The sequence below is a fragment of the Polaribacter sp. WD7 genome (assembly GCF_003335085.1).
GTDB lineage: Bacteria > Bacteroidota > Bacteroidia > Flavobacteriales > Flavobacteriaceae > Polaribacter.
In genome coordinates, this window is the sequence record NZ_QPEJ01000018.1 from 272,419 (window position 1) to 298,361 (window position 25,943).

At 31.0% G+C, this 25,943-nt stretch carries 23 protein-coding genes; 17 read left to right on the forward strand and 6 right to left on the reverse strand.

Annotated features, from left to right (window positions below):
* Position 1: 1 nt before the first annotated feature.
* The gene (locus DUT90_RS10485; RefSeq protein ID WP_114427139.1) at positions 2-985 is read left to right on the forward strand and encodes an acyl-ACP desaturase; all 984 of its coding nucleotides are present in this window, start codon (positions 2-4) and stop codon (positions 983-985) included.
* Between the two features lie 296 nt (positions 986-1,281).
* Here DUT90_RS10485 and DUT90_RS10490 read toward each other — a convergent pair whose 3' ends face one another.
* Complete coding sequence (locus DUT90_RS10490) at positions 1,282-2,058, reverse strand: amidohydrolase (RefSeq protein WP_114427140.1); 777 nt, start codon at positions 2,056-2,058, stop codon at positions 1,282-1,284.
* Between the two features lie 78 nt (positions 2,059-2,136).
* Here DUT90_RS10490 and DUT90_RS10495 point away from each other — a divergent pair, with 78 nt between their 5' ends.
* Positions 2,137-4,875 carry a PD-(D/E)XK nuclease family protein gene (locus tag DUT90_RS10495; protein ID WP_114427141.1) on the forward strand — a complete coding sequence of 913 codons (2,739 nt, stop codon included), beginning with the start codon at positions 2,137-2,139 and terminating at the stop codon, positions 4,873-4,875.
* A gap of 3 nt (positions 4,876-4,878) precedes the next feature.
* On the opposite strand, the gene DUT90_RS10500 is transcribed toward DUT90_RS10495, so the two are convergent.
* Entirely contained in the window at positions 4,879-5,670 is a 792-nt protein-coding gene (locus tag DUT90_RS10500; protein WP_114427142.1) for a universal stress protein, read from the reverse strand.
* Positions 5,671-5,764: 94 nt separating this feature from the next.
* Here DUT90_RS10500 and DUT90_RS10505 point away from each other — a divergent pair, with 94 nt between their 5' ends.
* The 3 genes from DUT90_RS10505 to DUT90_RS10515 all read left to right on the forward strand — a co-directional run bounded on the left by DUT90_RS10505 (position 5,765) and on the right by DUT90_RS10515 (position 8,534).
* Positions 5,765-7,099 carry an MATE family efflux transporter gene (locus DUT90_RS10505; RefSeq protein WP_181858188.1) on the forward strand — a complete coding sequence of 445 codons (1,335 nt, stop codon included), beginning with the start codon at positions 5,765-5,767 and terminating at the stop codon, positions 7,097-7,099.
* Positions 7,100-7,208: 109 nt separating this feature from the next.
* Positions 7,209-7,973 (forward strand): enoyl-CoA hydratase/isomerase family protein, encoded by a 765-nt coding sequence (locus DUT90_RS10510; RefSeq protein ID WP_114427144.1) that lies wholly within the window; start codon positions 7,209-7,211, stop codon positions 7,971-7,973.
* Positions 7,974-7,976: 3 nt separating this feature from the next.
* Positions 7,977-8,534: an MOSC domain-containing protein gene (locus tag DUT90_RS10515; RefSeq protein WP_114427145.1), complete on the forward strand. Its 558-nt coding sequence runs from the start codon at positions 7,977-7,979 to the stop codon at positions 8,532-8,534.
* A 23-nt stretch (positions 8,535-8,557) separates the two neighbouring features.
* Here DUT90_RS10515 and DUT90_RS10520 read toward each other — a convergent pair whose 3' ends face one another.
* Entirely contained in the window at positions 8,558-9,601 is a 1,044-nt protein-coding gene (locus tag DUT90_RS10520; protein ID WP_114427146.1) for a ferredoxin--NADP reductase, read from the reverse strand.
* A 10-nt stretch (positions 9,602-9,611) separates the two neighbouring features.
* Entirely contained in the window at positions 9,612-10,601 is a 990-nt protein-coding gene (locus tag DUT90_RS10525; RefSeq protein WP_114427147.1) for an aspartate-semialdehyde dehydrogenase, read from the reverse strand.
* A 218-nt stretch (positions 10,602-10,819) separates the two neighbouring features.
* Here DUT90_RS10525 and DUT90_RS10530 point away from each other — a divergent pair, with 218 nt between their 5' ends.
* From DUT90_RS10530 to DUT90_RS10570, 10 genes are all read left to right on the forward strand, one after another.
* Positions 10,820-11,851 carry a rhodanese-related sulfurtransferase gene (locus DUT90_RS10530; RefSeq protein ID WP_114427148.1) on the forward strand — a complete coding sequence of 344 codons (1,032 nt, stop codon included), beginning with the start codon at positions 10,820-10,822 and terminating at the stop codon, positions 11,849-11,851.
* A 761-nt stretch (positions 11,852-12,612) separates the two neighbouring features.
* Positions 12,613-13,977: a regulatory iron-sulfur-containing complex subunit RicT gene (locus DUT90_RS10535; protein ID WP_114427149.1), complete on the forward strand. Its 1,365-nt coding sequence runs from the start codon at positions 12,613-12,615 to the stop codon at positions 13,975-13,977.
* On the forward strand, positions 13,955-14,455 hold the full coding sequence (locus DUT90_RS10540) for a gliding motility lipoprotein GldH (protein WP_114427150.1): 501 nt from the start codon (positions 13,955-13,957) through the stop codon (positions 14,453-14,455). The genes DUT90_RS10535 and DUT90_RS10540 overlap by 23 nt, the downstream gene beginning before the upstream one ends.
* 14 nt (positions 14,456-14,469) lie before the next feature.
* A complete protein-coding gene (locus DUT90_RS10545) occupies positions 14,470-16,755 on the forward strand; it encodes a transglycosylase domain-containing protein (RefSeq protein ID WP_114427151.1) in 2,286 nt (761 codons plus the stop codon).
* 11 nt (positions 16,756-16,766) lie between these two features.
* Positions 16,767-18,575, forward strand: a complete 1,809-nt coding sequence (locus tag DUT90_RS10550; RefSeq protein WP_114427152.1) for an AMP-binding protein — start codon at positions 16,767-16,769, stop codon at positions 18,573-18,575.
* Positions 18,576-18,578: 3 nt separating this feature from the next.
* Complete coding sequence (locus tag DUT90_RS13275; RefSeq protein ID WP_147266211.1) at positions 18,579-18,803, forward strand: hypothetical protein; 225 nt, start codon at positions 18,579-18,581, stop codon at positions 18,801-18,803.
* 33 nt (positions 18,804-18,836) lie between these two features.
* Positions 18,837-19,598: an exodeoxyribonuclease III gene (locus DUT90_RS10555; protein ID WP_114427153.1), complete on the forward strand. Its 762-nt coding sequence runs from the start codon at positions 18,837-18,839 to the stop codon at positions 19,596-19,598.
* A 37-nt stretch (positions 19,599-19,635) separates the two neighbouring features.
* The gene (locus tag DUT90_RS10560; RefSeq protein WP_258848545.1) at positions 19,636-20,937 is read left to right on the forward strand and encodes a lytic transglycosylase domain-containing protein; all 1,302 of its coding nucleotides are present in this window, start codon (positions 19,636-19,638) and stop codon (positions 20,935-20,937) included.
* Positions 20,938-21,042: 105 nt separating this feature from the next.
* Positions 21,043-22,026 carry a DUF4837 family protein gene (locus tag DUT90_RS10565; protein WP_114427154.1) on the forward strand — a complete coding sequence of 328 codons (984 nt, stop codon included), beginning with the start codon at positions 21,043-21,045 and terminating at the stop codon, positions 22,024-22,026.
* Between the two features lie 115 nt (positions 22,027-22,141).
* Complete coding sequence (locus DUT90_RS10570; protein WP_114427155.1) at positions 22,142-22,639, forward strand: DUF1761 domain-containing protein; 498 nt, start codon at positions 22,142-22,144, stop codon at positions 22,637-22,639.
* 72 nt (positions 22,640-22,711) lie between these two features.
* On the opposite strand, the gene trpS is transcribed toward DUT90_RS10570, so the two are convergent.
* Positions 22,712-23,680, reverse strand: a complete 969-nt coding sequence (trpS, locus tag DUT90_RS10575; RefSeq protein WP_114427156.1) for a tryptophan--tRNA ligase — start codon at positions 23,678-23,680, stop codon at positions 22,712-22,714.
* A gap of 181 nt (positions 23,681-23,861) precedes the next feature.
* On the opposite strand from trpS, the gene DUT90_RS10580 reads away from it, so the two are divergent.
* Positions 23,862-24,626 carry a 1-acyl-sn-glycerol-3-phosphate acyltransferase gene (locus DUT90_RS10580; protein WP_114427157.1) on the forward strand — a complete coding sequence of 255 codons (765 nt, stop codon included), beginning with the start codon at positions 23,862-23,864 and terminating at the stop codon, positions 24,624-24,626.
* Positions 24,627-25,265, forward strand: coding sequence for a PAQR family membrane homeostasis protein TrhA (locus tag DUT90_RS10585; RefSeq protein WP_114427158.1), 639 nt, complete (start codon positions 24,627-24,629; stop codon positions 25,263-25,265). It begins immediately after the preceding gene.
* A gap of 173 nt (positions 25,266-25,438) precedes the next feature.
* Here the strand turns inward: DUT90_RS10585 and DUT90_RS10590 are convergent, their stop codons facing one another.
* Positions 25,439-25,912 carry a CYTH domain-containing protein gene (locus DUT90_RS10590; RefSeq protein ID WP_114427159.1) on the reverse strand — a complete coding sequence of 158 codons (474 nt, stop codon included), beginning with the start codon at positions 25,910-25,912 and terminating at the stop codon, positions 25,439-25,441.
* Between the last annotated feature and the right edge of the window lie 31 nt (positions 25,913-25,943).

The window sequence follows — 25,943 nt, forward strand, 5'->3', positions numbered from 1 at the left end:
TATGTCTATAAAAAACATAAGAATCGAAGTGATGCAGACGCTAGAAAAGAACATGCAACACTTTGTAGATAAATACTTAATTACACCAGAAAAAGTTTGGCAACCTACAGATTTTTTACCCAATTCTCAGAAAGATTCTTTCATCTCAGAAGTAGAAGAAATTAGAGAATTATCTAAAGAACTGCATGATGATTTCTGGATTGTTTTAGTAGGAGATACCATTACGGAAGAAGCTTTACCAACTTATGAATCATGGTTATTAGATTTAGATGGTGTTTCTCAAGACCCAGACAACTCTTGGGCAAGATGGGTAAGAACCTGGACTGCAGAAGAAAATAGACACGGAGATGTTTTAAACAAATATTTATATTTATCAGGACGTGTAAACATGCGCGAAGTAGAAATTTCTACACAACACTTAATTGCAGACGGTTTTGATATTGGTACCTCTACAGATCCTTATAAAAACTTTGTATATACCAGTTTTCAAGAACTAGCAACCTACATTTCTCATAACAATGTGGCCAAAATAGCACGAAAAAAAGGACACAAGGCATTGGCTAAAATGTCTAAAATTATTGCAGGAGATGAAATGCGTCATCACAAAGCATACACAGAGTTTGTAAGAGAAATTTTTAAGATAGACCCTAGTGAAATGATGCTAGCTTTTCATCACATGATGAAACACAAAATTGTAATGCCTGCAATGCATTTAAGAGAGTCTTTTAATGCCAAAGGAACTTTGTTTGATGATTTCTCTACAGTAGCTCAAAGAGTAGGCGTATACACTGGGTTTGATTATGTAGATATTCTAAGAAAACTTAATGAAGCCTGGGAAATAGACAAAATTAATAACTTAACTCCAGAAGCAGAAAAAGCACGAGATTTCTTAATGAAATTACCTGACAGAATGTACAGAATTACAGAAAGAATTGTAGTACCAGATACAGATTTCAAATTCAAATGGATGCTACAACCAAGTTAGTATATAAAGTTATTTTCTGCTTTTGCTACTCGCATTTTTTTGTGCCTCAAAATAGTATAAAAAATACAGACTTCATAGATACTAAATAGTAATGAGGTCTGTTTTGTTTTTATAAAATACATAAGTTGGACTTGAGAAAATTGACATAAGTCAGGTTAATTTTTAGTAGAAAGTTTTATTAAAAATGAATGAATTTTTAGACAAAAGAGTAATTTTGATACAATTTTTATCCTTTTTCACTTCTAAAAACAACTCAATTTGATAGCTTTTTTTTGGATCGTACTTTAAATCACTCATTATTGAATATCAAAAGAATCCCTATCATTTAAAAATCCCAACTTTTTACGAACGGTATTTTGGGCAACCTTCTCTAGAGTAGCTTTTACCAAACCAATTTCATTGCTTGCTAAACTAGAAAGTTCATTACCTAGGTAATCAACCACTAAAGAATTACCAGAATACACGTAATCATTGGCATCTTTTCCAATTCTATTTACGCCCACAGTGTAGCTTATATTTTCAATAGCTCTTGCTTTTAAAAGCGTATCCCAAGCTTTAATTCTGGTAACAGGCCAATTGGCCATATAAATCAATAAATCGTAGTTCTCAGTATTTCTAGCCCAAACAGGAAAACGCAAATCATAACAAATTAATGGACAAATTTTCCATCCTTTATAGTCTACAATCAATTTACTATTTCCAGAAGTATACACTTTATCTTCACCAGCTAAGGTAAAAGAATGTCTTTTATCGTAAGTATTGATTTTACCTGAAGGATGCACAAAAACAAACCGATTGTAGTAGTTTTTATCATCAGCAATTACAATACTTCCACAAATAGCAAAATCATGTTTTTTAGCCATTTTTTGCATCCATGAAATGGTAATTCCTTGCATACTTTCTGCAATTTTTTCAGGATGCATGGTAAAACCAGTGGTAAACATTTCTGGTAAAATCACCAAATCGATGTTATGTAACGTATGTATTTTATCTTCAAAAACAATACGATTTTGTTCAGGATTTTCCCATACCAAATCTGTCTGAATTCCAACTACGTTCAATTCATTCTGCATCAAAAATAATTTTAAGATTAAAGAAGTTTAAAGGTAAGTTTTTGTAATTTAGAAAACCAAATAGATGACAAAAAATTGATGCAATCCTTTATTTCTGATACTATAAACGATATCTTAAAAACAACTACTAGTTTTAAAGATGTAGTTTTTGTTTTACCATCACAAAGAGCAAAAATCTTTGTAAAACAAACATTTAAAGACAAAATAAATGTTGGGTTTTTACCTGAAATTTTAAATGTAGAGCAGTTTATCAATCAAATTTCAGAAGTAGAAAAAGCAGATAGCTTGCAATTGTTGTTTTACTTTTATACAGTATACAAAAAAACAGAAAAAGAACCAGTTGCTTTTGATGTTTTTGCTTCTTGGGCAGTAACTGTTTTACAAGATTTTAATGAAATAGACCAGCATTTGGTTAACACCAAAGATATTTTTATTTACCTAAGAGATATTCAAAGATTGCGAAAATGGTCTGTTAAAGGAGAATTCAAAGAAACAAAATTAATTCAAGACCATTACTTTTTTTTAGAAAAACTGAACACGTACTACACTGTTTTGTATAGTTTTTTAAAAGAAAAAAATAGTGGTTATCAAGGATTAATTTATAGAGAAGCATGTTTTAAAATAGATAAATATTTAAATAAAAACAAAAACACAAAATTCTTTTTTATAGGGTTTAACGCCTTAAACAAAGCAGAAGAATTCTTGTTTCAGAAAGTATTAGCAACAGGAAGTTCCGAAATTTATTGGGATATAGATACTGTTTTTTTTAACAGCAATCATCAAGCAGGTAAATTCATAAGAAAGTATGCTCAAGAATGGAAATACTATGAAAAGAAAGCATTAAAAACGATAGGAAATTCCTTTACCAATACGAAAAATATTACCGTAATTGGCGCTCCAAAGAATACTACACAAGTAAAATATGCAGGAGAAATTTTGTCAAATTTTAAAGATTTTACCAATACAGCACTGGTTTTAGCAGATGAAACATTGTTGCCAATTACATTAAATTCATTGCCTAAAAATATCAATGCTATTAATATAACAATGGGGTATCCTTTAAAAGATGTACCCACTACAAGCTTGTTATTTACTATTTTTAAGTTATTTATTTCTCAAGAAAAATTACAAAAAAAAGAGACCAATCAATTCTATTATAAAGATGTAATTTCCTTTATAAAACATAAATCCATATACAAATTACTACCCAATATAGATGCTTTTTCTACACAAGTAGCAGAACAAAATCAAACATTTATAAATCAAGAATACTTATTATCTTTTTTTCAAGAAGTTGATAAAAAGATAACACAAAGTATTTTTTCAATTTTTAAACCAATTACTTCTGTAGGTGAGTTTATTACCCGAATTTTAAATCTGATAGCTGTTTTAAAAGAAGAAGTTACAGAGATAGAAAAAGAGCAATTGTTTCGCTTTTACACCGCATTTACTCAATTAAAATCGCTCCAAGAAGAATATCAATATTTTCCAGATTTAAGAACTTTAGCACAGTTTTTTAGACAACTTATAGCATCAGAAAATTTATCGTTTCAAGGAGAACCTTTAAGAGGCTTACAGCTAATGGGTATGCTAGAAACGCGTGTTTTAGATTTTGAAAACATAATCTTAATTTCTACAAATGAAGGCGTGTTACCTGTTAATAGTCAGCAAAATTCTTTTATTCCTTTTGATGTAAAATTAGAATTTGAATTGCCTACCTATAGAGAAAAAGATGCTATTTTTTCGTATCATTTTTTTAGATTGTTGCAAAGAGCTAAAAATGTTTTTATCATTTACAATACAGAACATGATGTTTTTGGAAGTGGAGAAAAAAGTAGGTTTGTTACGCAGTTAGAAATGATGAGAACAGATATTACACATAAAATAATCTCTCCAAAAGTATTACCTCAACAAATAGAATTAAAAGAAATTAAAAAAGATAACATTATTGCAGAGACTTTAAGAGATTTGGCTAAAAAAGGAATTTCTCCGTCTGCATTAACCAATTATCTATACAACCCTGTAGCATTTTACAAACAAAAAGTTTTAAGAATAAAAGAGTTTGATGATGTAGAAGAAACAGTAGCTTATAATACCCTAGGTACTGTAGTTCATGAAACCTTAGATGAGCTGTATACACCTTTTGTGGGTTGCTATTTATCTTTAGAAAACATAAAATGGATGGAAACCAAAAGCAAAGATTTGATAACCAAACATTTTAAAAAAGAGTTTAAAAATGGAGACATTACCAAAGGTAGAAATCGATTAATTTTTGAGGTTGCCAATCGTTTTGTTCAGAATTTCTTAACTCAAGAAAAAAAGTTATTAAAAGATGAAAACAATAGGTTAAAAATTATAGCGACAGAAGAAACGCTAGGAGTACAACTTCAGGTTGATGAGTTAGATTTTCCTGTAAAGATACATGGTCAAGTAGATAGGGTAGATGAACTTAACGGAATACTCAGAATTATAGATTACAAAACAGGTATGGTTGATAGTACTAATTTAAAAGTAACAGATTTTGAAAATCTAAAAGAAGAAAAACATCATAAAGCAATACAAGTATTGTTATATGCATATTTATACACAGAAAGTAAACAACATAACTTTAAGCAACCTTTAGAAGCCGGAATTTACTCTTTCAAAAATCTAAATAGTGGTTTTTTACCCGTAAATTTTTCTGCTAATTACAGAAAGCCAGATGTAGCAATTAATCAAGAAAGATTAACCGATTTTATTGATGAAATTAAAAAATACATCAAAGAAATTTACAATGACAATGTTCCGTTTACAGAACCTGCAGATTTAAAGTACTAGAATTTATTCTCCTTTTAAAATCAATAAAGGTCTAGAGGTATGAAACTCTTGCTTCAAAACTGTATTCTTTTCCCAAAGTTTAGTAAAAAAACCACGCTTACGTCTAAAAACACACAATAAATCTGGCTCGTAGGTTTTAAAGTGTTCTAAAACTCCTTGAAAAGTAGTTGCATTTTCTGTAATAGTTAAAGAGGTTTTAAGATTTTCTAAATCTTTATCTAAAACCAAATCACTATCGTTATGATTTGGAGTTTTAACCAAAAGCATATTTACTTCTGGAGAAAATTGTTTTGCAATGGCTTGTAAAGGAAAAAGTGCTGTTTTACTTCTAACAATACCAGATTTAAAAGCAAGCAAAACATTTGTAATAGTTTTGTATTGGTAACTAGGGGGTACAGTTAATACTGCTATGTTGGTTTTTTTAACCAAACTACCCGCAGTTGCTCCTAAAAAAATTTCTTCTTTAATAGAATTACTTTTTGTGTTTACAATAATTAAATCTACACCTAACTCTTCATCAATAGCTTCTACACTCTCTAAAACGCCACCTCTAGCAGAAATCAATTTTACAGTAACATTTTTTGTATCTACAGCATTTACCATAGTACGCAAATACAAGTTGGTTTCGCGCTCTATAATAGCATCTACATTAATCATTGTACCTGCTTTAGATTTTGCTTTGTAGGCTCTAAAAACAAAAACATTAGCGTTAATATCTGAAGCAAAATCAATAGCATATTGCAATGTGTTTTGTGCAGTTTCTGTAGATCCAATAGGTACTAAAATATTTTTCATTTCAACTTGTTTTAGATACTGCAAAGTTAGTTATTTTTAAAAGATTCCACTCTTTTTACTGTTTTTAGATATGTACCTTTGTAAAAAATATTTTTTGAGTACAGATATAAGTCTTAAAAGCATTAATAAGTTAGCAATACCTGCATTAATTGCGGGTATTGCAGAACCCTTATTATCTATTACAGATACTGCTATTATTGGAAATATTGATGAAAACGCCACAGAAAATTTAGCAGCTGTGGGTATTGTAGGTGCTTTTATTTCTATGTTGGTTTGGGTTTTTGGTCAAGTAAGAAGTGCAATCTCTTCAATTATTTCACAATATTTAGGGGCAAATAAGTTAGATAATATCAAAACTTTACCAGCACAAGCCATTGCAATTATAGTAGTAGGTAGTGTATTGGTTTTACTCATTTCATATCCGTTTGCAGCACAAATTTTTAAGTTTTACAATGCCTCTGGTAATGTTTTAGAATTGTGCATTGTTTATTTTAGAATCAGAATTTTTGGATTTCCTTTTTCCTTATTAGTATTTGCAATTTTTGGCACCTTTAGAGGGTTACAAAATACATACTACCCTATGATTATTGCTATTATTGGAGCTTTACTAAATATAGTGTTAGACTTTATTTTTGTTTATGGAATTGAAGGTGTTATACCTGCAATGAATATAGAAGGAGCCGCTTACGCAAGTGTTATAGCTCAAATTACAATGGCAATAATTTCGGTGATTTTACTTCTTAAAAAGACAGCTATTTCTTTAAAATTAACAATGCCTTTTCATCACGAAATCCCAAGACTTTTAGGTATGATAGCAAATCTTTTTGTAAGAACTTTAGCACTAAATACTGCATTGTATTTTGCAACAGCGTATGCTACAGAGTACGGAGCAGCGTATATTGCCGCCTATACGATAGGAGTAAATATTTGGTTGCTAGGTGCTTTTATGATTGATGGATATTCTAGTGCAGGCAATATTTTATCAGGAAAATTGTTAGGAGCCAAAGATTATAATTCTTTAGTCAAATTAAGCTCTAAATTGTTTAAGTACGGAATAGTTACAGGAAGTATAATTGCTACTGTCGGATTTGTTTTTTATGATGTTATTGGGCAAATTTTCACCAAAGAAGTAGATGTTTTGGCACAGTTTAATCATGTTTTTTGGATTGTCTTACTAACACAACCTATTAGTGCTATTACATTTATTTTTGATGGAATGTTTAAAGGGATGGGAAAAATGAAGTATTTAAGAAATTTACTTATTCTTTCTACAGGATTGGTTTTTATACCTACTTTATTATTATTTGATTATTATAATCTTAAACTTGTAGCAATTTGGATAGCCTTTACTCTTTGGATTTTAGCTAGAGGTTTACCACTGGTTTTCAAGTTTAGAAGCGATTTTTTACCGCTTGTAAAAAATAATTAAATTACTTTTTATGTGCATTGTACAAGGTTTTTTGGATGTATAGTTATAAATAACTACAAGCGAAACAAGATATAGCACAGAAAACTTTATTTTTACAAAAAGAACGTTTATGACAGCAAGACAAAACGGAAGTTTATATACGCATATAGAAAATAAAATTGCAACCATAGAATTTGGTCATCCTGCAAGCAATTCTTTTCCTAGTGAATTGTTAGAGAGGTTACAAAAAGAATTGCTTCTTGTAGGTAAGAAGAAAGAAGTGGCTGTTATTGTTTTAAAGTCGGAAGGAGACAGAGCATTTTGTGCAGGTGCTTCTTTTGATGAATTGGTAGCCATTTCTAATTTAGAAGAAGGTAAACGGTTTTTTTCTGGTTTTGCTAATGTAATTAATGCAATGCGAACTTGTGGAAAATTGATTATTGGTAAAGTGCAAGGAAAAGCTGTAGGTGGCGGAGTAGGCTTAGCTGCAGCCTGCGATTATGTTTTGGCAACAGAACATGCATCCATCAAATTATCTGAATTTACCATAGGTATAGGACCTTTTGTTATAGAGCCTGCTGTGAGTAGAAAAGTTGGAATTGCCGCAACAGCAGCACTAACTTTAGAAGCAACTTCTTGGAAAACTGCATATTGGGCAAAAGAAAAAGGATTGTTTGCAAAGGTTTATGAAACGCAAAAAGAGTTGAATAAAGAAGTTGAAATTTTTGCAGAAAAATTAGCCTCATACAATCCAGAGGCATTATCGGAAATGAAAAAAGTATTGTGGAAAGGAACTGAAAATTGGAACGACTTACTAGCAGAAAGAGCTGCAATTACTGGAGAATTGGTATTGTCTGATTTTACCAAAAATGCATTGGTAAAATTTAAAAAATAGACTATGAAAATTATTTCTACCAACATAGGAGAACGTAAAGAAATAGATTGGAAAGGAAAAAAAGTAGCTACAGGAATTTTTAAATATCCAGTAAAACATCCCATTTTTTTGGATGTTAAAAATGTAACAGGAGATGCTATTTGCGATTTAAAATATCATGGAGGTATAGATCAAGCTGTGTATGCTTATTCTTTAAAGCATTACTCATATTGGAAAAATTTATATCCTGATGTAGATTGGCAATTCGGAATTTTTGGAGAAAATTTAACGCTAGATCATATAGATGAAACTACTACGCATGTAGGCGATACCTTTATAGTAGGAGAAACTATTTTAGAGGCTACTTTGCAAAGAAGTCCTTGTATGAAATTAGGTATTCGCTTTAACGATATGAAAATTGTAAAGCAATTTTGGAACACAAGCTTTTGTGGTGTTTATTTTAAAGTATTACAAACAGGAAATGTAAATGTAGGTAGCCAATTTACCCAAGTTAAAAGCTGTCCACAAAACCCAACAATAGCGGATCTTTTACAAAAAAGAAAAAACGAATTAGGAATGTAACTTAATACAGGCTTTACAGTTACCTATACATCATCAAAATCTAACATAATTTTAGGAGTTACAGGATGTGCTTGACAGGTTAAAATCAATCCTTCTGCTATCTCACTATCTGTTAAAATAGAATTTTTTGTCATTACTGCCTTACCTTCGGTTACTTTACCCATGCAAGAGCTACATACACCACCTTGACATGAGTATGGAGCATCCAAGTCGTTGCGCAAAGTAGCTGCCAAAATAGTATCTGTTTGAGACATAGTAAAGGTAGTTTCCTCATCGTCTAAAAGCACAGTAATTGCTGTAGTACCTTCTTTAATTGTTGATAGAGCCTCTTCATCCTCAGCAGTAGTAAACAATTCGAAATGAATATTTTTTTCTAAAAATCCTGTTTCTTTTAATGTATTAGAAACAATATCAATCATAGTCTCAGGACCACACAAAAAAGCAGCATCAAAAGTAATGTCTTTGTATTTATTTTTGATGAAAAAATTGGTATAAGAACCATCAATTCTTCCAAATAACATGTTTTCTTGACGTTCTCTACTGCAAACAAATTCTAAGTTAAAATTTTTGTATTGAGCATGTAAACTTAACAATTGGTCATAAAAAATAGTGTCTGCAACAGATTTGTTACCATAAACCAAGGTAAAAGTAGAAGAAGGTTCATTTTCTAAAACCGTTTTTACCATGGCTAAAATAGGTGTAATACCAGAACCAGCAGCAAAACCAATATAATTTTTTTGAGGCTCTGGTTCTAGTAAAAAACGGCCTTCAGGAGCAGCAATTTCAATAGCATCACCAACCTTTAATTTAGAGGTAGCATATACAGAAAAAGTTCCGTTTTCTACAGCTTTTATAGCTACTCTAATTTCGCCGCTTTTAGGTGTAGAACAAATGGAGTATGCTCTTCTAACTTCTTCACCATTCAATTCTTTTTGTAAAGTTATGTATTGACCTGCTGTAAAATGAAAATCTGATTTTAAGTTTTCAGGAATCTCAAATACAACAGAAACCGCATCTGCGGTTTCTTGTTGTATTTCTTTAATTGTAACGTTATGAAATGTTGCCATTAAGAATATTTTATACCAAATTATTTTCTACTAAATATTCGGCTATTTGAACTGTGTTTGTAGCTGCACCTTTACGTAAGTTATCTGCAACAATCCACAAATTTAAGGTATTTTCTTGAGACTCGTCTCTTCTAATTCTACCCACAAATACTTCATCTTTATCATTTGCATGTATTGGCATTGGATATACGTTGTTAGCCAAATCATCTTGTACAACAACTCCTGGAGTGTCACTTAAAATTTGACGTACTTCTGCCAAATCAAAATCGTTTTCAAACTGAACGTTAACGGCTTCAGAATGTCCGCCAGCAGTAGGAATACGAACTGCAGTTGCAGTTACAGAAAAAGATTGATCTCTTAAAATTTTCTTTGGTTCTTTAACCAATTTCATCTCTTCTTTAGTGTATCCGTTTTCTAAGAAAATATCACAATGAGGCAATGCATTTCTACCAATTTTATGAGGATATGCCATTTCACCTTCAATACCTGCCTCTTCATTATCTAATTGTTGTACCGCTTTTACACCAGTACCAGAAACAGATTGATAGGTAGAAATTACTACACGTTTCATTTTGTATTTAGCATGTAAAGGAGCCAAAGCCATGACCAATTGAATGGTAGAACAATTAGGGTTAGCTATAATTTTATCATCAGCAGTCAATACATCACCATTAATTTCAGGAACCACTAATTTTTTATCAGGATCCATCCTCCAAGCAGAAGAGTTGTCAATAACAGTTGTGCCTACTTCGGCAAATTTTGGAGCCCATTCTAAAGAAGTTCCTCCTCCAGCAGAAAACAAAGCTATGTCTGGTTTTAAATTTACGGCATCTTGTAAAGTAACTACAGTATAGTCTTTTCCTTTATATGATAGTTTTTTACCTGCAGATCTTTCTGACGCCACAGGAATTAATTCTGTGATAGGTAAATTACGCTCTTCTAATACTTTTAACATTACTGTGCCAACCATTCCAGTTGCACCAACTACTGCTATTTTCATCAGTTTATTATTTAATGATTTTAATCTAGGTGCAAAGATGCAGACAAAAATAATTGTATACATCATTTTTAGAATTATTTACCAAAATAATTCGTATTGTTTAATTTATAACAACTTGATATAAATTTTATTTTACTTGATAGAAATAAAGAAATCATAGCTGATTTGCTATATTTTTTTAGCTTTGCAAAAAATAAGTTTAACCTAATTGGTATAGCATGCAACTGTACAATAAGTTAAGCGCAAAAGAACGCGCTGCATTAATAGATGAGGCTGGTAAAGACCGTATAACAATTTCTTTTTACCAGTACCATCGTATAAAAAATCCACAAATTTTTAGAGATAAATTATTCTTAGAATGGAATGATTTAGAAGTTCTTGGAAGAACTTATGTTTCTTACGAAGGCATAAATGCTCAAATTTCTGTACCCTCAGAAAATTTTTTGGCACTAAAAAATCAATTAGATAGTATTTCTTTTTTAGAAGGAATCCGATTAAACGTAGCCATAGAACATGACAACAAATCTTTTTTAAAACTAAAAGTTAAGGTTAGAAATAAAATTGTAGCAGATGGTTTAAATGACGATACTTTTGATGTTACAGACAAAGGAGTACATTTAAATGCGGCAGAGTTTAATGCAATGTTGGCAAACCCAGATACAGTTTGTGTAGATATGCGTAACCATTATGAAAGTGAAATTGGTCATTTTGATGGCGCTATAACTCCAGATGTAGATACCTTTAGAGATTCTTTAGATATTATAGAAGAAGATTTAAAAGACCATAAAGAAGATAAAAATTTGTTGATGTATTGTACAGGAGGAATCCGTTGCGAAAAAGCCTCAGCTTACTACAAACACAAGGGGTTTAAAAATGTTTTTCAATTAGAAGGAGGTATTATAGAATATACACGTCAAGTAAAACAAGAAGGCATAGAAAATAAATTTATTGGTAAAAATTTTGTGTTTGACCATAGAAGGGCAGAAAAAATTTCTGATGATATAATCGCCAATTGTCATCAATGCGGAAAGCCCTGTGATACACATACCAATTGTGCTAATGAAGCATGTCATTTATTGTTTATTCAGTGCGATGATTGTGCAGAAAAAATGGAAAATACTTGCTCTACAGATTGTCAAGAAATTATTCATTTGTCTTATGAAGAGCAAAAAGCATTACGCAAAGGAAAAGGCAACAGTAATAAAATCTTTAAAAAAGGACGTTCTGAAAAGTTGAAGTTTAAAAATTAAATTTCGAATTATAAATTTACAATTACTATTCGTAGAAAAGGCTTAAATTAATTTAAAATTATTTGAACCTTTTTTATTACTGTTTTACTAGTTGAATAATATCTGTGCGATTTTCTTTTTCAATGAATGATAATAAATTATCATCTTGTATTTCATAAATAAAAAAACCAGGACTATTTTCTTGTTTAAAAGGTTTGTTGAATTTTTGTATTTCAGCACTTTTCCATTGATGTTTTTCAACAGTTAAATACAGTTTTTGTTGTTTTACAGACCATTTACCATCGTAAATTAAACCGCAAGCATTATAATGAAAGGTACTATCCTTAGATAAAGTTAATTCTTAAGTTGCTAATATTACTATTGTTTAAATAGTATATTTTTTGCCATATAGTAATATTTTTACTCTGATAATTACCAACTAAGCTTTGTTCTTTTTCTGAACAAGACAACAAGAAAAAAATGATTATGAGATAATACCTATTCATATAATTTAAAGAAGGTAACTTTATTTCGCAATTTAAAAGATTGTTTTCTTTTTACACTTAAACCTAAAAAGAAAGTTTTTACAAGTTTCTAATAAGAATTACTTTTTTTGTCAAAAATTTAAATTTTATTGCTCAACTAGATTTCATATATTTACTGATTAAGCAATAAAATCTATTTTTATTGTAAATATTTGATTATCAATTTTAAATAAAACTTTAGTAACACATAGTTTGTAGTATACAAACAAGTTTGCAATAACTAAAGTCTAGATATATATGGCATGTGGTAGTTGTGGTACAACAGAAAATGGTGTACCAAGAGGTTGTAAAAGTAACGGTAATTGTGGATCAGGAACTTGCGGAAGCGGTAGTCAAAAATTAGCCGTTTTTGATTGGTTGTCTAACATGACACTACCTAGCGGACAAGAACGGTTCAATATTTTTGAAGTTCGTTTTAAAAACGGAAGAAAGCATTTTTTTAAAAATCCAGATAATTTACCCATAACCATGGGAGATATTGTTGCTGTTGAAGGAAATCCAGGACACGATATTGGTACCGTTTCTCTAGCAGGAGAATTGGTGAAAGTGCAAATGAAAAAGCACAAAGTTGCACAAGACAGCGAAGAGATTAAAAAAATCTATAGAAAAGCAACCCAAAAAGATATTGACATTTGGCAACAGGCCAGAGCAAAAGAAGAAGAAACGCAACGTAGAGGTAGAGAAATTTTAGGAAAATTAGGTCTTAAAATGAAACTCTCTGATGTAGAATATCAAGGAGATGGCAATAAAGCTACTTTTTATTATACTGCAGATGCTAGAGTAGATTTTAGACAATTAATTAGAGATTTGGCAAGTGCTTTTTCTATTCGTGTAGAAATGAAACAAGTAGGTGCAAGACAAGAAGCTGCACGTTTAGGCGGGGTAGGTTCTTGTGGTAGAGAGTTGTGTTGCTCTACATGGTTAACAGATTTTAGAAAAGTAACTACGTCTGCAGCGCGTTATCAGCAATTGTCTTTAAATCCACTAAAATTAGCGGGTCAATGTGGCAAATTAAAATGTTGTTTAAATTTTGAGTTAGATACGTATTTAGATGCACTAAAATCTTTTCCTAAACAAGATGTAGTTTTAAAAACCGAAAAAGGAGACGCTGTTTTTGTAAAGATGGATATTTTTAAACAACATCTTTGGTATACCTACAAAGAAGAACGTTTTAAATGGTTTAGATTAACATTAGAACAAGTTTTAGAAATAATAGAACTCAATAAAAATAATGAGAAATCAGCAACGTTAGAAGAGTACGAGTCTGATGTAGTTATTCCAGAAAAAGTAGATTTTGAAGACGCTGTGGGTCAAGACAGTTTAACGCGTTTTGATGCACCAAAAAAGAGTAAAAGAAACAGAAACAACCGAAATAGACACAAGAAAAAACCTGCAGCGGCAAGTACAGATACAAACACAAAGCAACCAAATAGAAACCAGAAAAGAAAACCACCAGCAAAAAAACAGCATAACCCGCAACAGAAACAACAACAAAACCAAAATGTACCAAAAGGAGAGGTGAAAAAAAACACCAAACCAAGAAGAAATAACCGAAACCGTAAAAATAACAATCCTAAAAATGGCAACAGTTCAGAAAAATAATCTCTTTTTTATTTTTTTCGGATTTCTTTTTTTAATCTTTTCTTGTGACGATAAAATAGATTTTAATCAATATAAACCCATTAATGCTAAAGGTTGGAAAGCAAATGAAAACGTTTTTTTCGAGTTTGAAGTAACAGACACAATTTCTCAAAAAAATCTATTTATAAATATTAGAAATAATAGTGATTATGAATTTAGTAACTTATACCTTATTACAGCATTAAATTTTCCAGATGCTACTGTTGTTATTGATACTTTGCAATATCAAATGGCAGACGAAACAGGTCAATATTTGGGCACTGGTATCACAGAAATTAAAGACAACAAGTTATTTTATAAAGAAAAAAAAACGTTTTCTGTTGCAGGAAAATATAAGTTTTCCGTGCGTCACGCAATGCGAAAAAACGGAGCAATAAATCCTATAGAATTTTTGAAAGGAATTCAAGACGTGGGATTAAGTATTGAAAAAATAGAATAGAATATAGTTTTATCATGACAAAAAAGAAAAAAACCACTAGTTTTAAAACATACATCAAATGGTTTTGGGGAGTCGTCTTAGGAGGCTTTGGGGCAGTATTACTGTTATTTTTTTTAGCATCAGTAGGTGTTTTTGGAACTTTACCAACTTTTGAAGAACTAGAAAACCCACAAACAAATTTAGCTACAGAGGTAATTTCTGCAGATGGTAAAACCATTGGTAAGTACGCTACAGAAAACAGAACACCAATTAACTATAAAGAGCTACCACAAAATATTGTAGATGCTTTAATAGCTACAGAAGATGAACGTTTTTATGAACATTCTGGGATAGATTTTAGAGGTACTGCCAGAGCAATTTTAAAACCAGGAAGTGGGGGTGCAAGCACCATAACGCAGCAATTGGCAAAAAATTTATTTACCAAAAGAGCTTCAAGTAATATTTTTAAAAGGGTATTACAAAAAGCAAAAGAATGGATTGTGGCTATAAAATTAGAAAGACAGTACACTAAGCAAGAAATTATTGCAATGTACTTAAATACCCAAGACTTTATTTTTAATGCGGTTGGTATTCGTTCTGCAGCAAGAATTTACTTTGGTAAAGAAGCCAAAGATTTAGATCTTCAAGAATCGGCAATTTTGGTAGCAATGTTAAAAAATCCAAGACAATACAATCCAAACAGAAGTATTTCAAAGAAAAAATCATTTCTTAGAAGAAACGTTGTTTTTGCCCAGATGCATAAAAATAACCTAATTACGAGTAAAGAAAAAGACTCGCTTCAGCAATTGCCTTTAAAAATTAATTATACACCAGAAAGTCATTCAGATGGGTATGCAACTTATTTTAGAATGTATTTACAGAAATATTTAAGAAAATGGGTGCAAAACAATCCAAAACCAAATGGAGAGCAATACAACATTTTTAGAGACGGACTAAAAATCTATGTAACTATAGATTCGCGCATGCAAAAATATGCAGAAGAAGCTGTACAAGAACACATGGCCAACTTGCAATCTTATTTTTTTAAAGAGCAAGCAAAAAACAAAACAGCACCTTTTTATGATCTTAAAAAAGAACAAATTAATAATATCTATCAACGTGCTAAGAAAAATTCTGTGCGTTATAAAAGGCTAAAAAACGCAGGAAAATCTGAAAAAGAAATTGAAAACATTTTTAAAACAAAGGTACAAATGCGTGTTTTTTCTTGGAAAGGAGACAAAGACACCTTACTTACACCTTACGATTCTATAAAATACTACAAACATTTTTTACGATCTGGGTTATTGTCTATAGCTCCACAATCTGGACACATAAAAGCTTGGGTTGGTGGTATAGATAACAAACATTTTAAATATGATGCAGTAGCACAACAATCAAGACAAGTGGGTTCTACGTTTAAACCGTTTGTATATGCTACAGCAATTAATCAATTAAAATTATCTCCTTGTGATACATATCCTAATACCCCATACACAATACCAAAAGGAAAATACGGAATTAAAGAAGAATGGACACCTAAGAATTCAAATGATCAATATGGTGGTATGCTTAGTCTTAAGGATGGATTAGCAGGTTCTGTAAACACAATGTCTGCAAGGTTAGTAGATATGGTTTCTCCTGTAAATGTAGTTCGTTTGGCAAAGTCTGCAGGTATTGAAAGTGATATAATGGCAAACCCATCTATAGCATTAGGAGCTGTAGATTTATCACTTATAGAAATGGTAGGTGCTTACGCAACTTTTGCAAATAAAGGTTTACGAGTAGAACCTATGATTTTAACAAGAATAGAAGATAAAAATGGTACGGTTTTACAAGAGTTTATACCAAAAACCAAAGAAGTTTTAAGTGAAGAATCTGCCTATGTTGTTTTAGATCTTTTAAAAGGAGTTACCCAATCTGGGTCTGGAGTTCGTTTACGATTACCTTGGAAAAAAGCAGATTATATTACTGGGCATCCGTATAAATTCACAAATCCAATAGCAGGTAAAACAGGTACAACTCAAAATCAATCAGATGGCTGGTTTATGGGTATTGTGCCAAATTTAGCAACTGGTGTTTGGACAGGAGGCGAAGATAGAGCAACCCATTTTGCAGGAATAACCAAAGGTCAAGGCGCAACAATGGCATTACCAACTTGGGCTTTGTTTATGCAAAAATGTTATGCAGATACGTCTTTAAGAATTAGTCAAGAAGATTTTGAAAAACCAGAGTTACTTACCATAAATATAGATTGTGGTGATAAAAAACCTGAGGAAGATGAAAACAAAATTATAATCCCAGAAGAAGACACAGATTTCTAAAACCATTTTGTATGACTTGGAAACCAACTAAAAAAAGCATCCAGAATTCTAATATTGGTAAACTCATGAAAAAGCTAGAGTTTACTAATTATGATGATTTATGGAGTTGGTCAGTACAAAATAAAGAAGAGTTTTGGCAGCAAACTGTAGCTTCTTTAAATATTATTCAACATAAAAAATACGATCAAATTTTAAATTTGAATGATGGTGCTACTCAAGCAAAATGGTTGTATGGAGCAAGCTTAAATATCGTAGATTCTTGTTTTCAAAACGATGATGATGCTACAGCTATTGTTTTTCAAAAACCAAACAAAGACCTTCAAAAGATAAATCAAAAAGAACTCTTACTACTCGTTAATAGAATAGCCAATAGTTTTGCAAAGCTTCATATTAAAACAGGTGATACTATAGCTATAGATTTACCCATGACTTTAGAGTGTGTTGCCATATACTTGGCAGCCATAAAAGCAGGTATTAAGGTGGCCACCATTGTAGATAGTTTTACACCACAAGAAATTGCAGTAAGACTAGAAATTACCAAGCCAAAAGTAGTATTTACTCAAGATTTCTTATCTAGAGCAGGTAAATCTTTTCCGCTGTATAAAAAGGTGGTTAGTGCAAACGCAGCTAAAATTATTGTATTACAAACAACTACCAGTAATGATTTTTCTTTAAGAGAGCAAGATCTTTTTTGGGATGATTTTCTATCAGAAAACACCAATTTTACATCTGTAAAACAAACACCACAAGAGAGTATTACCATCTTATTTTCATCAGGTACAACAGGAGAACCTAAGGCTATTCCTTGGAATCATACTACGGCTATAAAAGCAGCATCAGATGGTTTGTATCATCAAAATATTCAACAAAACGATGTTGTTTGTTGGCCAACCAATTTAGGATGGATGATGGGGCCTTGGTTAATTTTTGCAACCTTACTAAACAAAGCAACTATAGCTTTGTATTATGATGCACCTTTGCAATCAGACTTTGGTATGTTTGTGCAAAATGCAAAAGTGAGCATGTTAGGTGTAATTCCTAGTATTGTAAAACACTGGAAAAACTCAGGTTGTATGGAGCCTTTAGATTGGAGTGTTATTAAAAACTTTAGTTCTACAGGAGAGGTTTCTAATCCTACAGAAATGCAATATTTAATGCAATTGGCAAACAATAAACCAGTTATAGAATATTGCGGAGGTACAGAAATTGGCGGCGGTTATGTAACAAGTACAGTGGTTCAAGAAAATATAGCCAGTACTTTTTCTACAAAAGCTTTAGGTAGTGATTTTGTACTGCTGGATGACAACCATCAAAAAACAAAAAAAGGCGAGGTATTTTTAATACCACCAATTATGGGGCTTTCTACAATGCTATTAAATAAAAATCATCATGCTATTTATTATAAAGATACTCCTAAGTATACGACTATTTTAAGAAGACACGGAGATGAATTAGCAGAGTTAGATGATGGTTATTTTAAAATTTTAGGACGTGTAGATGATGCCATGAATTTAGGCGGAATTAAAGTAAGTGCTACCCAAATAGAACAAGTAATTAGTACTCTAGACTTTGTAAAAGAATGTGCAGCTATAGCTGTAGCTCCAAAAGATGGAGGACCAGCAAAATTGGTTGTTTTTTATGTTTGTAAAGAAACAAAAACCTTAAGTGATGAAGATCGTTTATTACATGCCCAAAAAGTAGTAAAAAAGCAGATGAACCCTTTGTTTAAAGTGTCAGATTTAATAAAAATTGATGTTTTACCAAGAACAGCATCTAACAAAGTTATGAGAAGAACATTAAGAGATAGTTATAAGAACTAGATAATGAAGAATATCGCTAAGTTTCCAAAATTATTTTTTGTAATTACTTTTTTAATACTATATCTAATTACTTATTTGTGTGGCATAGAAAACCCTATGTTAAGAACGGTGTTTTCTATTACGCTAGCTTTTATTTTATCTCCCAAAAAAAAGAAAATCAAAACACAAACAGGAGAACAAATACAAATTACTTGGCTATTTTTAAAAAAACCAATCATTTTAGAATAACTCAATATTTTTTTATTATACAAAAAGTTTTTTATGAAAATAATATCTTACAACGTAAACGGAATTAGAGCCGCATTAAAAAAAGGCTTTTTAGATTGGTTGCAAGCCGCAAATCCAGATGTGATTTGTATACAAGAAACCAAAGCTCATAAAGAACAATTAGACCTTACTTTATTTGAGCAAGCAGGTTATCCTTACCATTACTGGTTTTCTGCACAAAAAAAGGGATACTCTTCTGTAGCTGTTTTTTGCAAAGAAAAACCAAACCATATTGCTTACGGTACAGGAATTGAAACTATGGATTTTGAAGGTAGAAATCTTCGTGTAGATTATGATAATGTTTCTATAATGAGTTTGTATTTACCATCAGGTACAAACTTAGATAGGTTAAATTTTAAGTTAAATTATATGGATGAATTTCAAGAATACATCAATAATTTAAAAGAAGAAATTCCGAATTTGGTCATTTGTGGAGACTATAATATCTGTCATGAAGAAATAGATATTCACAACCCAAAAATGAAAGGTGTTTCTGGTTTTTTACCAGAAGAAAGACAATGGATTGGTACGTTTATAGATAGCGGATTTATAGATAGTTTTAGACACCTAAACCCAGAAAGACAAGAATATTCTTGGTGGAGTTACAGAGCCAATGCAAGGGCTAATAACAAAGGTTGGCGACTAGATTATGCAATGGTTTCAGAATCATTAAAAGATAGAATTTCTAGAGCTTATATTTTACCAGAGGCAAAACATTCAGACCATTGCCCCATTGCTTTAGAATTAAACATATAAAACACAAAAGGTTTAGCAAGGGCTAAATCTAAATGATATGAAAAATTTTTTTCCCCTCTTATTTTTAACAGTATCTATTTTTTCTCAAGAAAAAGATACCATGCTACTCAAGCAAAAAGATACTGTTGTTTTTAGAACAGATTCTATTCAAAAAGTAATTGTAGAATTGTTTTCTGATGATGATTTGATAACGATAGATAGTTTACTGATTGATGAAAAATTCAATTCACCTTTAATAGACACTTTAGCCTATGTTCTTAACGATAAAGATATTACAGGTAATGTAAAAACAGCAGTAACAAAGCCTTTACTAAAAGAAAGATTATCAATTTTAAACGCAAAAACACCATTTAATTTAGCGTATAATCCTGCTTTAGAAAAAGTAATTAATAGTTATTTATTGTATCGAAAAAAATACTATCCTGCATTAATGGCTAGAGCAAAATATTATTTTCCAATGTTTGAACAATATTTAGATCAATACGATATTCCTTTAGAAATGAAATATCTAGCCATTGTAGAATCTGCTTTAAGACCCAGAGCAAAATCTAGAGTAGGTGCTTCTGGTATGTGGCAATTTATGTATGGTACAGGAAAACAGTTTGATTTAAAAGTAAGTTCGTATGTAGATGAACGCTACAACCCAGTAAAAGCAACCATTGCTGCCTGTAAGTATTTAAGTCAGCTATTTAAAATTTTTGGTGATTGGGATTTGGCTTTAGCCGCCTACAACTCAGGACCAGGTAATGTAACTAAAGCCATAAAACGTTCTGGCGGTTATAAAAATTACTGGAATATAAGACCCTACTTGCCAAGAGAAACAGCAGGATATGTGCCTGCATTTTACGCTACAATGTACATCTTTGAATATGCAGATGCGCATCATATTTATGCAGAAACACCTCAATTTTTCAATTTTCAGACAGATACAGTCCGTGTTAAACGGACGGTTACATTTGATCAAATTTCTGAAATTATAGGAGTAGATGAAACAGTTTTGACATTTTTAAATCCAGAATACAAACTCAATATCATCCCCTTTGTAAAGGACAGAAATTATGCTTTACAATTGCCATCAAACAAAATGATTACTTTTTTAGATAAAGAAAAACAATTGTATGCTTTAGCTGATGCAGACGATGCAACAAGAGAAAAACCATTACCCAAATATTTTGAAATGGATAAACGAATTCGGTATAAAGTAAAAAGTGGAGATTATCTTGGTAAAATTGCAAATAAATATGGGGTTAGAGTAAGTCAAATAAAAAAATGGAATGGTTTAAAAACCAGTAATTTAAAAATAGGACAACGTTTATACATTTATCCAAGAAAAATATAAACTGTTTATTTAAATAACCAGCTTATTTTTTTAATTTTATAAAAAATGGAATAATATTTGGTAATGATAAGCCTAAACTAAACTTAATAACATACAAAAAATCTTATGAAACATTTTATATGCATATTTACAATTGCTTTGGTACTCGTTTCTTGTAAAGGAAATGATAAAATAGTACTTAGAAGCTCTGTTGGAAAATTAAATAAGGTAATGGTTGTTGCCAATATTAACGATTGGAATGGAGATATTGGTAAAGAAATTAGAAACTCTTTTGGCGAGTTAGTTGCAGGTTTGCCTCAACCAGAGGCAACATTATCTGTTTCGCAAATTGCTCCAAATGGTTTTAATAGCGTTATGAAGGCTTCTAGAAACATTTTAATTATAGGAGAAGGATCAAAAGATGAGTTTTTTGTAAAAAAAGATGCTTATGCAAAACCACAAACTGTGGTATATCTTAAAGGAAAAACCAAACAACGTACAGTAGCATTATTTAAAAAACATGAGAAAGAAATCATAGATATTTTTTTAGCTGCAGATTTAAAAATGATTCAAAACGTTTTTGGGCAAACAAAACTAGACGATACACAATTTAAAACACTGCAAAATTTAGGTATATCTTTAACTTTACACGATAAATTTAGAACTGTAGATGACACAGGAGAATTTTTATGGTTACGTCATCACTTAACAAGCGGAATAGCCAAAACAGGAAGCAATAACATCATTTTGTATAGTCTTCCGTTAGAAAATGAGGAAACTGTAGCAGATAGTATTGTAGCGGTAAGAAATAGAATTGGTAAAAAATACATACCGGGTTCAGATCCAGAAACCATGCATATGATTACAGAAGAAGCGTATACCCCCTCTACTTTTGATGCCATTATAGATGGCAAAAAAGCGTTTGAAACTAGAGGTAAATGGGAGGTAAAAAACGATTTTATGGCGGGTCCTTTTATAAACTACACCATTATAGACAAAAAGAACAACAGAATTATTGTTTTTGAAGGCTTTACCTATGCACCTTCTGTAAATAAAAGAGCATTTATTTTTGAATTAGAAGCCATTGCAAAAACTATGAAAATTAAATAAAAACGATACCGTTATTCTTATAAAAAGCTGAGAAACAGAAGTTCTCAGCTTTTTTATTTTCTTACCTCAATATAAGATTTCTTATATTTGAGAATTAACCAAAAACTTTTTTATTATGGAGATGAATTTTTATGTTCTGTTCTTAACAGCCTTAGTACCTATGATTTTAGGGTCCATTTGGTATGGCCCTCTTTTTGGAAAAACATGGATGAGCATCATGGGTTTTACAGAAGAATCTTTAAAAGAAACAAACATGATTAAGGTATTAGCTATCTGCTATGTTTTAAGTGTTCTTATTTCCTCTGCCTTAATGCCAATGGTAATTCATCAAATGGGAACATATTCTACTTTAGCAGGAGAACCTGGTTTTGCAGAACAAACGGGAGATGCTTTTGTATATTTTGAAAACTTTGTAAATACTTATGGAGACCGTTTTAGAACTTTTAAACACGGGGCTTTTCATGGAGTTTTATACGGTTTATTTCTAATTATGCCTATTCTAGGAATTATTGCCATGTTTGAAAAAAAATCATTTAAATACGTTGCAATTAATGCAGGATATTGGATAGTGACGCTTGCAATTATGAGCGGAATTATTTGTAAATGGTTATAGAAGTACATACATAAAAAAAGGCCACATACTTTTGCAAAAGAGTATGTGGCCTTTTTGTATCAGAAAGTATATTTAATACCCAACTTTTTCTCTAACTCTATAAAGCACATCATTGGCAATGGTTGTAGCTTTTTTTGCACCAATTTCTAAAGCAGCATCAATTTCATTTTTATTATTCATAAAATGATGATAACGCTCTCTAACTTTAGCAAATTTCTCTACAATCAACTCATAAAGAGCTTGTTTTGCATGACCATAACCATAATTTCCGCCTTCATAATTTGCTCTCATTTCAGTAATTTGAGTATCAGAAGCAAGTAATCTATACAACGCAAAAACATTATCGTTGTCTGGATTTTTAGGTTCTTCTAAGGCTTTACTATCTGTTTTAATGCTCATTATTTGTTTTCTTAACTTTTTATCTGTCAAGAAAATATTAATAATATTATCTCTAGATTTACTCATTTTTTCGCCATCTGTTCCAGGAACAAGTTTGGTATGTTCTTGAATTTTTGCTTCAGGAGCTACCAAGGTTTCACCAACAAGATTGTTAAATCTATTGGCAACATCACGTGTCATTTCTAAGTGTTGTAGCTGATCTTTTCCAACAGGAACAATTTCTGCATCATACAATAATATATCGGCAGCCATTAACATTGGGTATGTAAACAAACCCGAATTTACGTCTGCTAAACGATCTGCCTTATCTTTAAAACTATGCGCTAATGTTAAACGTTGATAAGGAAAAAAACAGCTTAAATACCAAGATAATTCTGTAACTTGGGGTATATCACTCTGTCTATAAAATACGGTTTTATCAATGTCTAAACCACAAGCTAACCAAGTTGCAGCTGTACTGTAGGTGTTTTCTCTAAGTACTTTACCGTCTTTAATTTGCGTTAAAGAATGCAAATCTGCAATAAACAAAAAAGCCTCGTTATCTGGGTTGTTAGCCATTTCTATAGCGGGCAAAATAGCACCCAATAAATTTCCCAAATGTGGTGTTCCTGTACTTTGCACACCCGTTAAAACTCTAGACATAATGTTATGATTTACCAATTTTAGCGTAAGATTATGATACCTAAACGCTTTGAGAGCGCAAAAGTAAGGTTTTGAATCATAAAATCCATCAAACAAAAGAATATTACTACTTTTACATAAGGTTTTTTAGATTGTAAAAATTTCGTATAATTTTAGTAAATAAAAACCGTTTTGTTATTCTGTGAAATATTTAAAAATACCATTTCTTCTACTTTGGCGTGCTTGGTTTTACATTTTAATGTTTACCACTATTGTTATCATGTCTCCCTTACTTATTGTGTTTACAGCAAAAGAAAGTTATTATCATTTGTTATGGAAATTGGTTAGAATATGGTCTAAAGTGTTAATCTTTAGCATGGGTTTTCGTTTAGAAGTGCAATCAGACCAAGAAATAGAACCCGATAAAAGCTATATGTTTTGTCCAAATCATACTTCATTGATAGACCCTTTTGTATTGATTGTATTGTGCAAAAACCCAATTGTTTTTGTGGGTAAACAAGAATTGGCTAAAATTCCTGTTTTTGGTTTTTTTTACAAGAGAGCAGTAATTATGGTAGATAGAAGTAGTATAAAAAGTAGAAAGAGAGTTTATGAAATGGCAAAAAAAAGATTGCAAAACGGGGTAAGTATGGCAATTTTTCCTGAAGGATTAGTACCTGAAGAAAATGTAATCTTAGCTCCCTTTAAAAAAGGAGCATTTAGTCTGGCAATAGAGTTTGAAATACCAATAGTGCCCCAAGTGTATTATGATTGTAAACGATTATTTTCTTGGAATTTTTTAAAAGGAGGTCCAGGAATTTTAAGAATTAAACAGCACAAATTTATACCCACAATAGGGTTAAAGAGTGGTAATATAGGTATGTTACAACAGCAAACGTTTGATGTTATTTTTGAAGACTTAGCTAATGATAAAAAATATATGAAAGACACCAATAGAAGTAAATAAATGAGTGAAAAATTAAATTATACGTATTCAGAACCTGAAGAGAAACTTAATGTTTGGTCTCATGGTTTGGGGTTTTTAGCTAGTATAATTGCATTTCCTTTTTTAATTCAAAAAGCGATTTTATATACAGGTTTTTGGAAACCTTTTAGTTTGATAATTTATGGAGTAAGCATGATGATTTTGTATGCTGCATCTACATTTTATCATGCAGCAAAAGAACCTAAAAAAAGAAGAAAACTAAATATTTTAGATCATGCAGCTATATATGTTTTAATTGCTGGGAGTTACTCTCCATTTTGTATCATTGCTTTAGATACTAAGTTGGGGTGGTATATGTTTGTTGCTGTTTGGATTTTTGCGGGCATAGGAGTTGTATTAAAACTTTTTTTTACAGGAAGATTTAATAAAATTTCTACAGTAATGTATTTGTTAATGGGGTGGCAGGTAATGTTCTTTATAAAACCACTTATGAATGTATTGTCTGAATTTGGATTGAGTTTTTTAATTATTGGCGGAATTTTTTATACAGTTGGAGCTATTTTATATTCTATAAAAAAATTGACATATAACCACGCTATTTTTCATGTTTTTGTTTTGTTAGGTAGCATAAGTCACTTTTTAGCTATTTACAACCTATAAGCTATTTTAATTAAATTTAATAGAAATAATTATATTATTTTTTGAATCTCAAAAAAAAATGTATCTTTGCAATACTTATCTGCATCAATTTAAGTTGATTAGGTAAGTATTATAAATCTTATTTAGGGGGTAGGTTTATTAAAAATTCCTCGAACGTAACGTTCGAGGTTTTTTTATTTCCAATTTTTAAAAGGATTTTTGCTAATACTAGAATTGTAATATTTAAGTTCTCCTGTTACTTCTTTTCCTAACCAATCTGGTTTTTCAAACAACTCATTTTCAGAAAACAATTCAATTTCGGCAATCATTAAACCATCATTATCTCCATGAAAGTCGTCAACTTCAAAAATATGTTGGCCCTGTTTAATAAGATATCTTGTTTTTTCTATACTACCATCTTCGCATAACAAAAAAAGAGATTTTGCATCATCAAGCATAATTTCTTTCTCCCACTCAAACCTTGAAGTACCTGATACATTAGATTTACCTTTTATGGTTAAAAATGCCCTGTCATCTAAAATTCGAATCCTCACGGTTCTGTTTTTATCTGAATTTAAATACCCTTGTTTAATATAATTTTTTTGATAGTTCTGTTTTTTAAACACATCACTCTTTACCAAAAACTTACGTTCTATTTCAATACCCATAAAATACCAGTTAATTGTACTAATGTAAGTC

What these genes read in the sequence shown, in the direction of transcription:
- DUT90_RS10530 (WP_114427148.1), top strand. Translation starts at nt 10,820, where the DNA reads ATGCAACTGTACAATAAGTTAAGCGCAAAAGAACGCGCTGCATTAATA.
- DUT90_RS10525 (WP_114427147.1), bottom strand. Translation starts at nt 10,601, where the DNA reads ATGAAAATAGCAGTAGTTGGTGCAACTGGAATGGTTGGCACAGTAATG.
- DUT90_RS10500 (WP_114427142.1), bottom strand. Translation starts at nt 5,670, where the DNA reads ATGAAAAATATTTTAGTACCTATTGGATCTACAGAAACTGCACAAAAC.
- DUT90_RS10535 (WP_114427149.1), top strand. Translation starts at nt 12,613, where the DNA reads ATGGCATGTGGTAGTTGTGGTACAACAGAAAATGGTGTACCAAGAGGT.
- trpS (WP_114427156.1), bottom strand. Translation starts at nt 23,680, where the DNA reads ATGTCTAGAGTTTTAACGGGTGTGCAAAGTACAGGAACACCACATTTG.
- DUT90_RS10515 (WP_114427145.1), top strand. Translation starts at nt 7,977, where the DNA reads ATGAAAATTATTTCTACCAACATAGGAGAACGTAAAGAAATAGATTGG.
- DUT90_RS10490 (WP_114427140.1), bottom strand. Translation starts at nt 2,058, where the DNA reads ATGCAGAATGAATTGAACGTAGTTGGAATTCAGACAGATTTGGTATGG.
- DUT90_RS10520 (WP_114427146.1), bottom strand. Translation starts at nt 9,601, where the DNA reads ATGGCAACATTTCATAACGTTACAATTAAAGAAATACAACAAGAAACC.
- DUT90_RS10485 (WP_114427139.1), top strand. Translation starts at nt 2, where the DNA reads ATGTCTATAAAAAACATAAGAATCGAAGTGATGCAGACGCTAGAAAAG.
- DUT90_RS10550 (WP_114427152.1), top strand. Translation starts at nt 16,767, where the DNA reads ATGACTTGGAAACCAACTAAAAAAAGCATCCAGAATTCTAATATTGGT.
- DUT90_RS10565 (WP_114427154.1), top strand. Translation starts at nt 21,043, where the DNA reads ATGAAACATTTTATATGCATATTTACAATTGCTTTGGTACTCGTTTCT.
- DUT90_RS13275 (WP_147266211.1), top strand. Translation starts at nt 18,579, where the DNA reads ATGAAGAATATCGCTAAGTTTCCAAAATTATTTTTTGTAATTACTTTT.
- DUT90_RS10585 (WP_114427158.1), top strand. Translation starts at nt 24,627, where the DNA reads ATGAGTGAAAAATTAAATTATACGTATTCAGAACCTGAAGAGAAACTT.
- DUT90_RS10560 (WP_258848545.1), top strand. Translation starts at nt 19,636, where the DNA reads ATGAAAAATTTTTTTCCCCTCTTATTTTTAACAGTATCTATTTTTTCT.
- DUT90_RS10590 (WP_114427159.1), bottom strand. Translation starts at nt 25,912, where the DNA reads ATGGGTATTGAAATAGAACGTAAGTTTTTGGTAAAGAGTGATGTGTTT.
- DUT90_RS10555 (WP_114427153.1), top strand. Translation starts at nt 18,837, where the DNA reads ATGAAAATAATATCTTACAACGTAAACGGAATTAGAGCCGCATTAAAA.
- DUT90_RS10570 (WP_114427155.1), top strand. Translation starts at nt 22,142, where the DNA reads ATGGAGATGAATTTTTATGTTCTGTTCTTAACAGCCTTAGTACCTATG.
- DUT90_RS10495 (WP_114427141.1), top strand. Translation starts at nt 2,137, where the DNA reads ATGCAATCCTTTATTTCTGATACTATAAACGATATCTTAAAAACAACT.
- DUT90_RS10510 (WP_114427144.1), top strand. Translation starts at nt 7,209, where the DNA reads ATGACAGCAAGACAAAACGGAAGTTTATATACGCATATAGAAAATAAA.
- DUT90_RS10545 (WP_114427151.1), top strand. Translation starts at nt 14,470, where the DNA reads ATGACAAAAAAGAAAAAAACCACTAGTTTTAAAACATACATCAAATGG.
- DUT90_RS10540 (WP_114427150.1), top strand. Translation starts at nt 13,955, where the DNA reads ATGGCAACAGTTCAGAAAAATAATCTCTTTTTTATTTTTTTCGGATTT.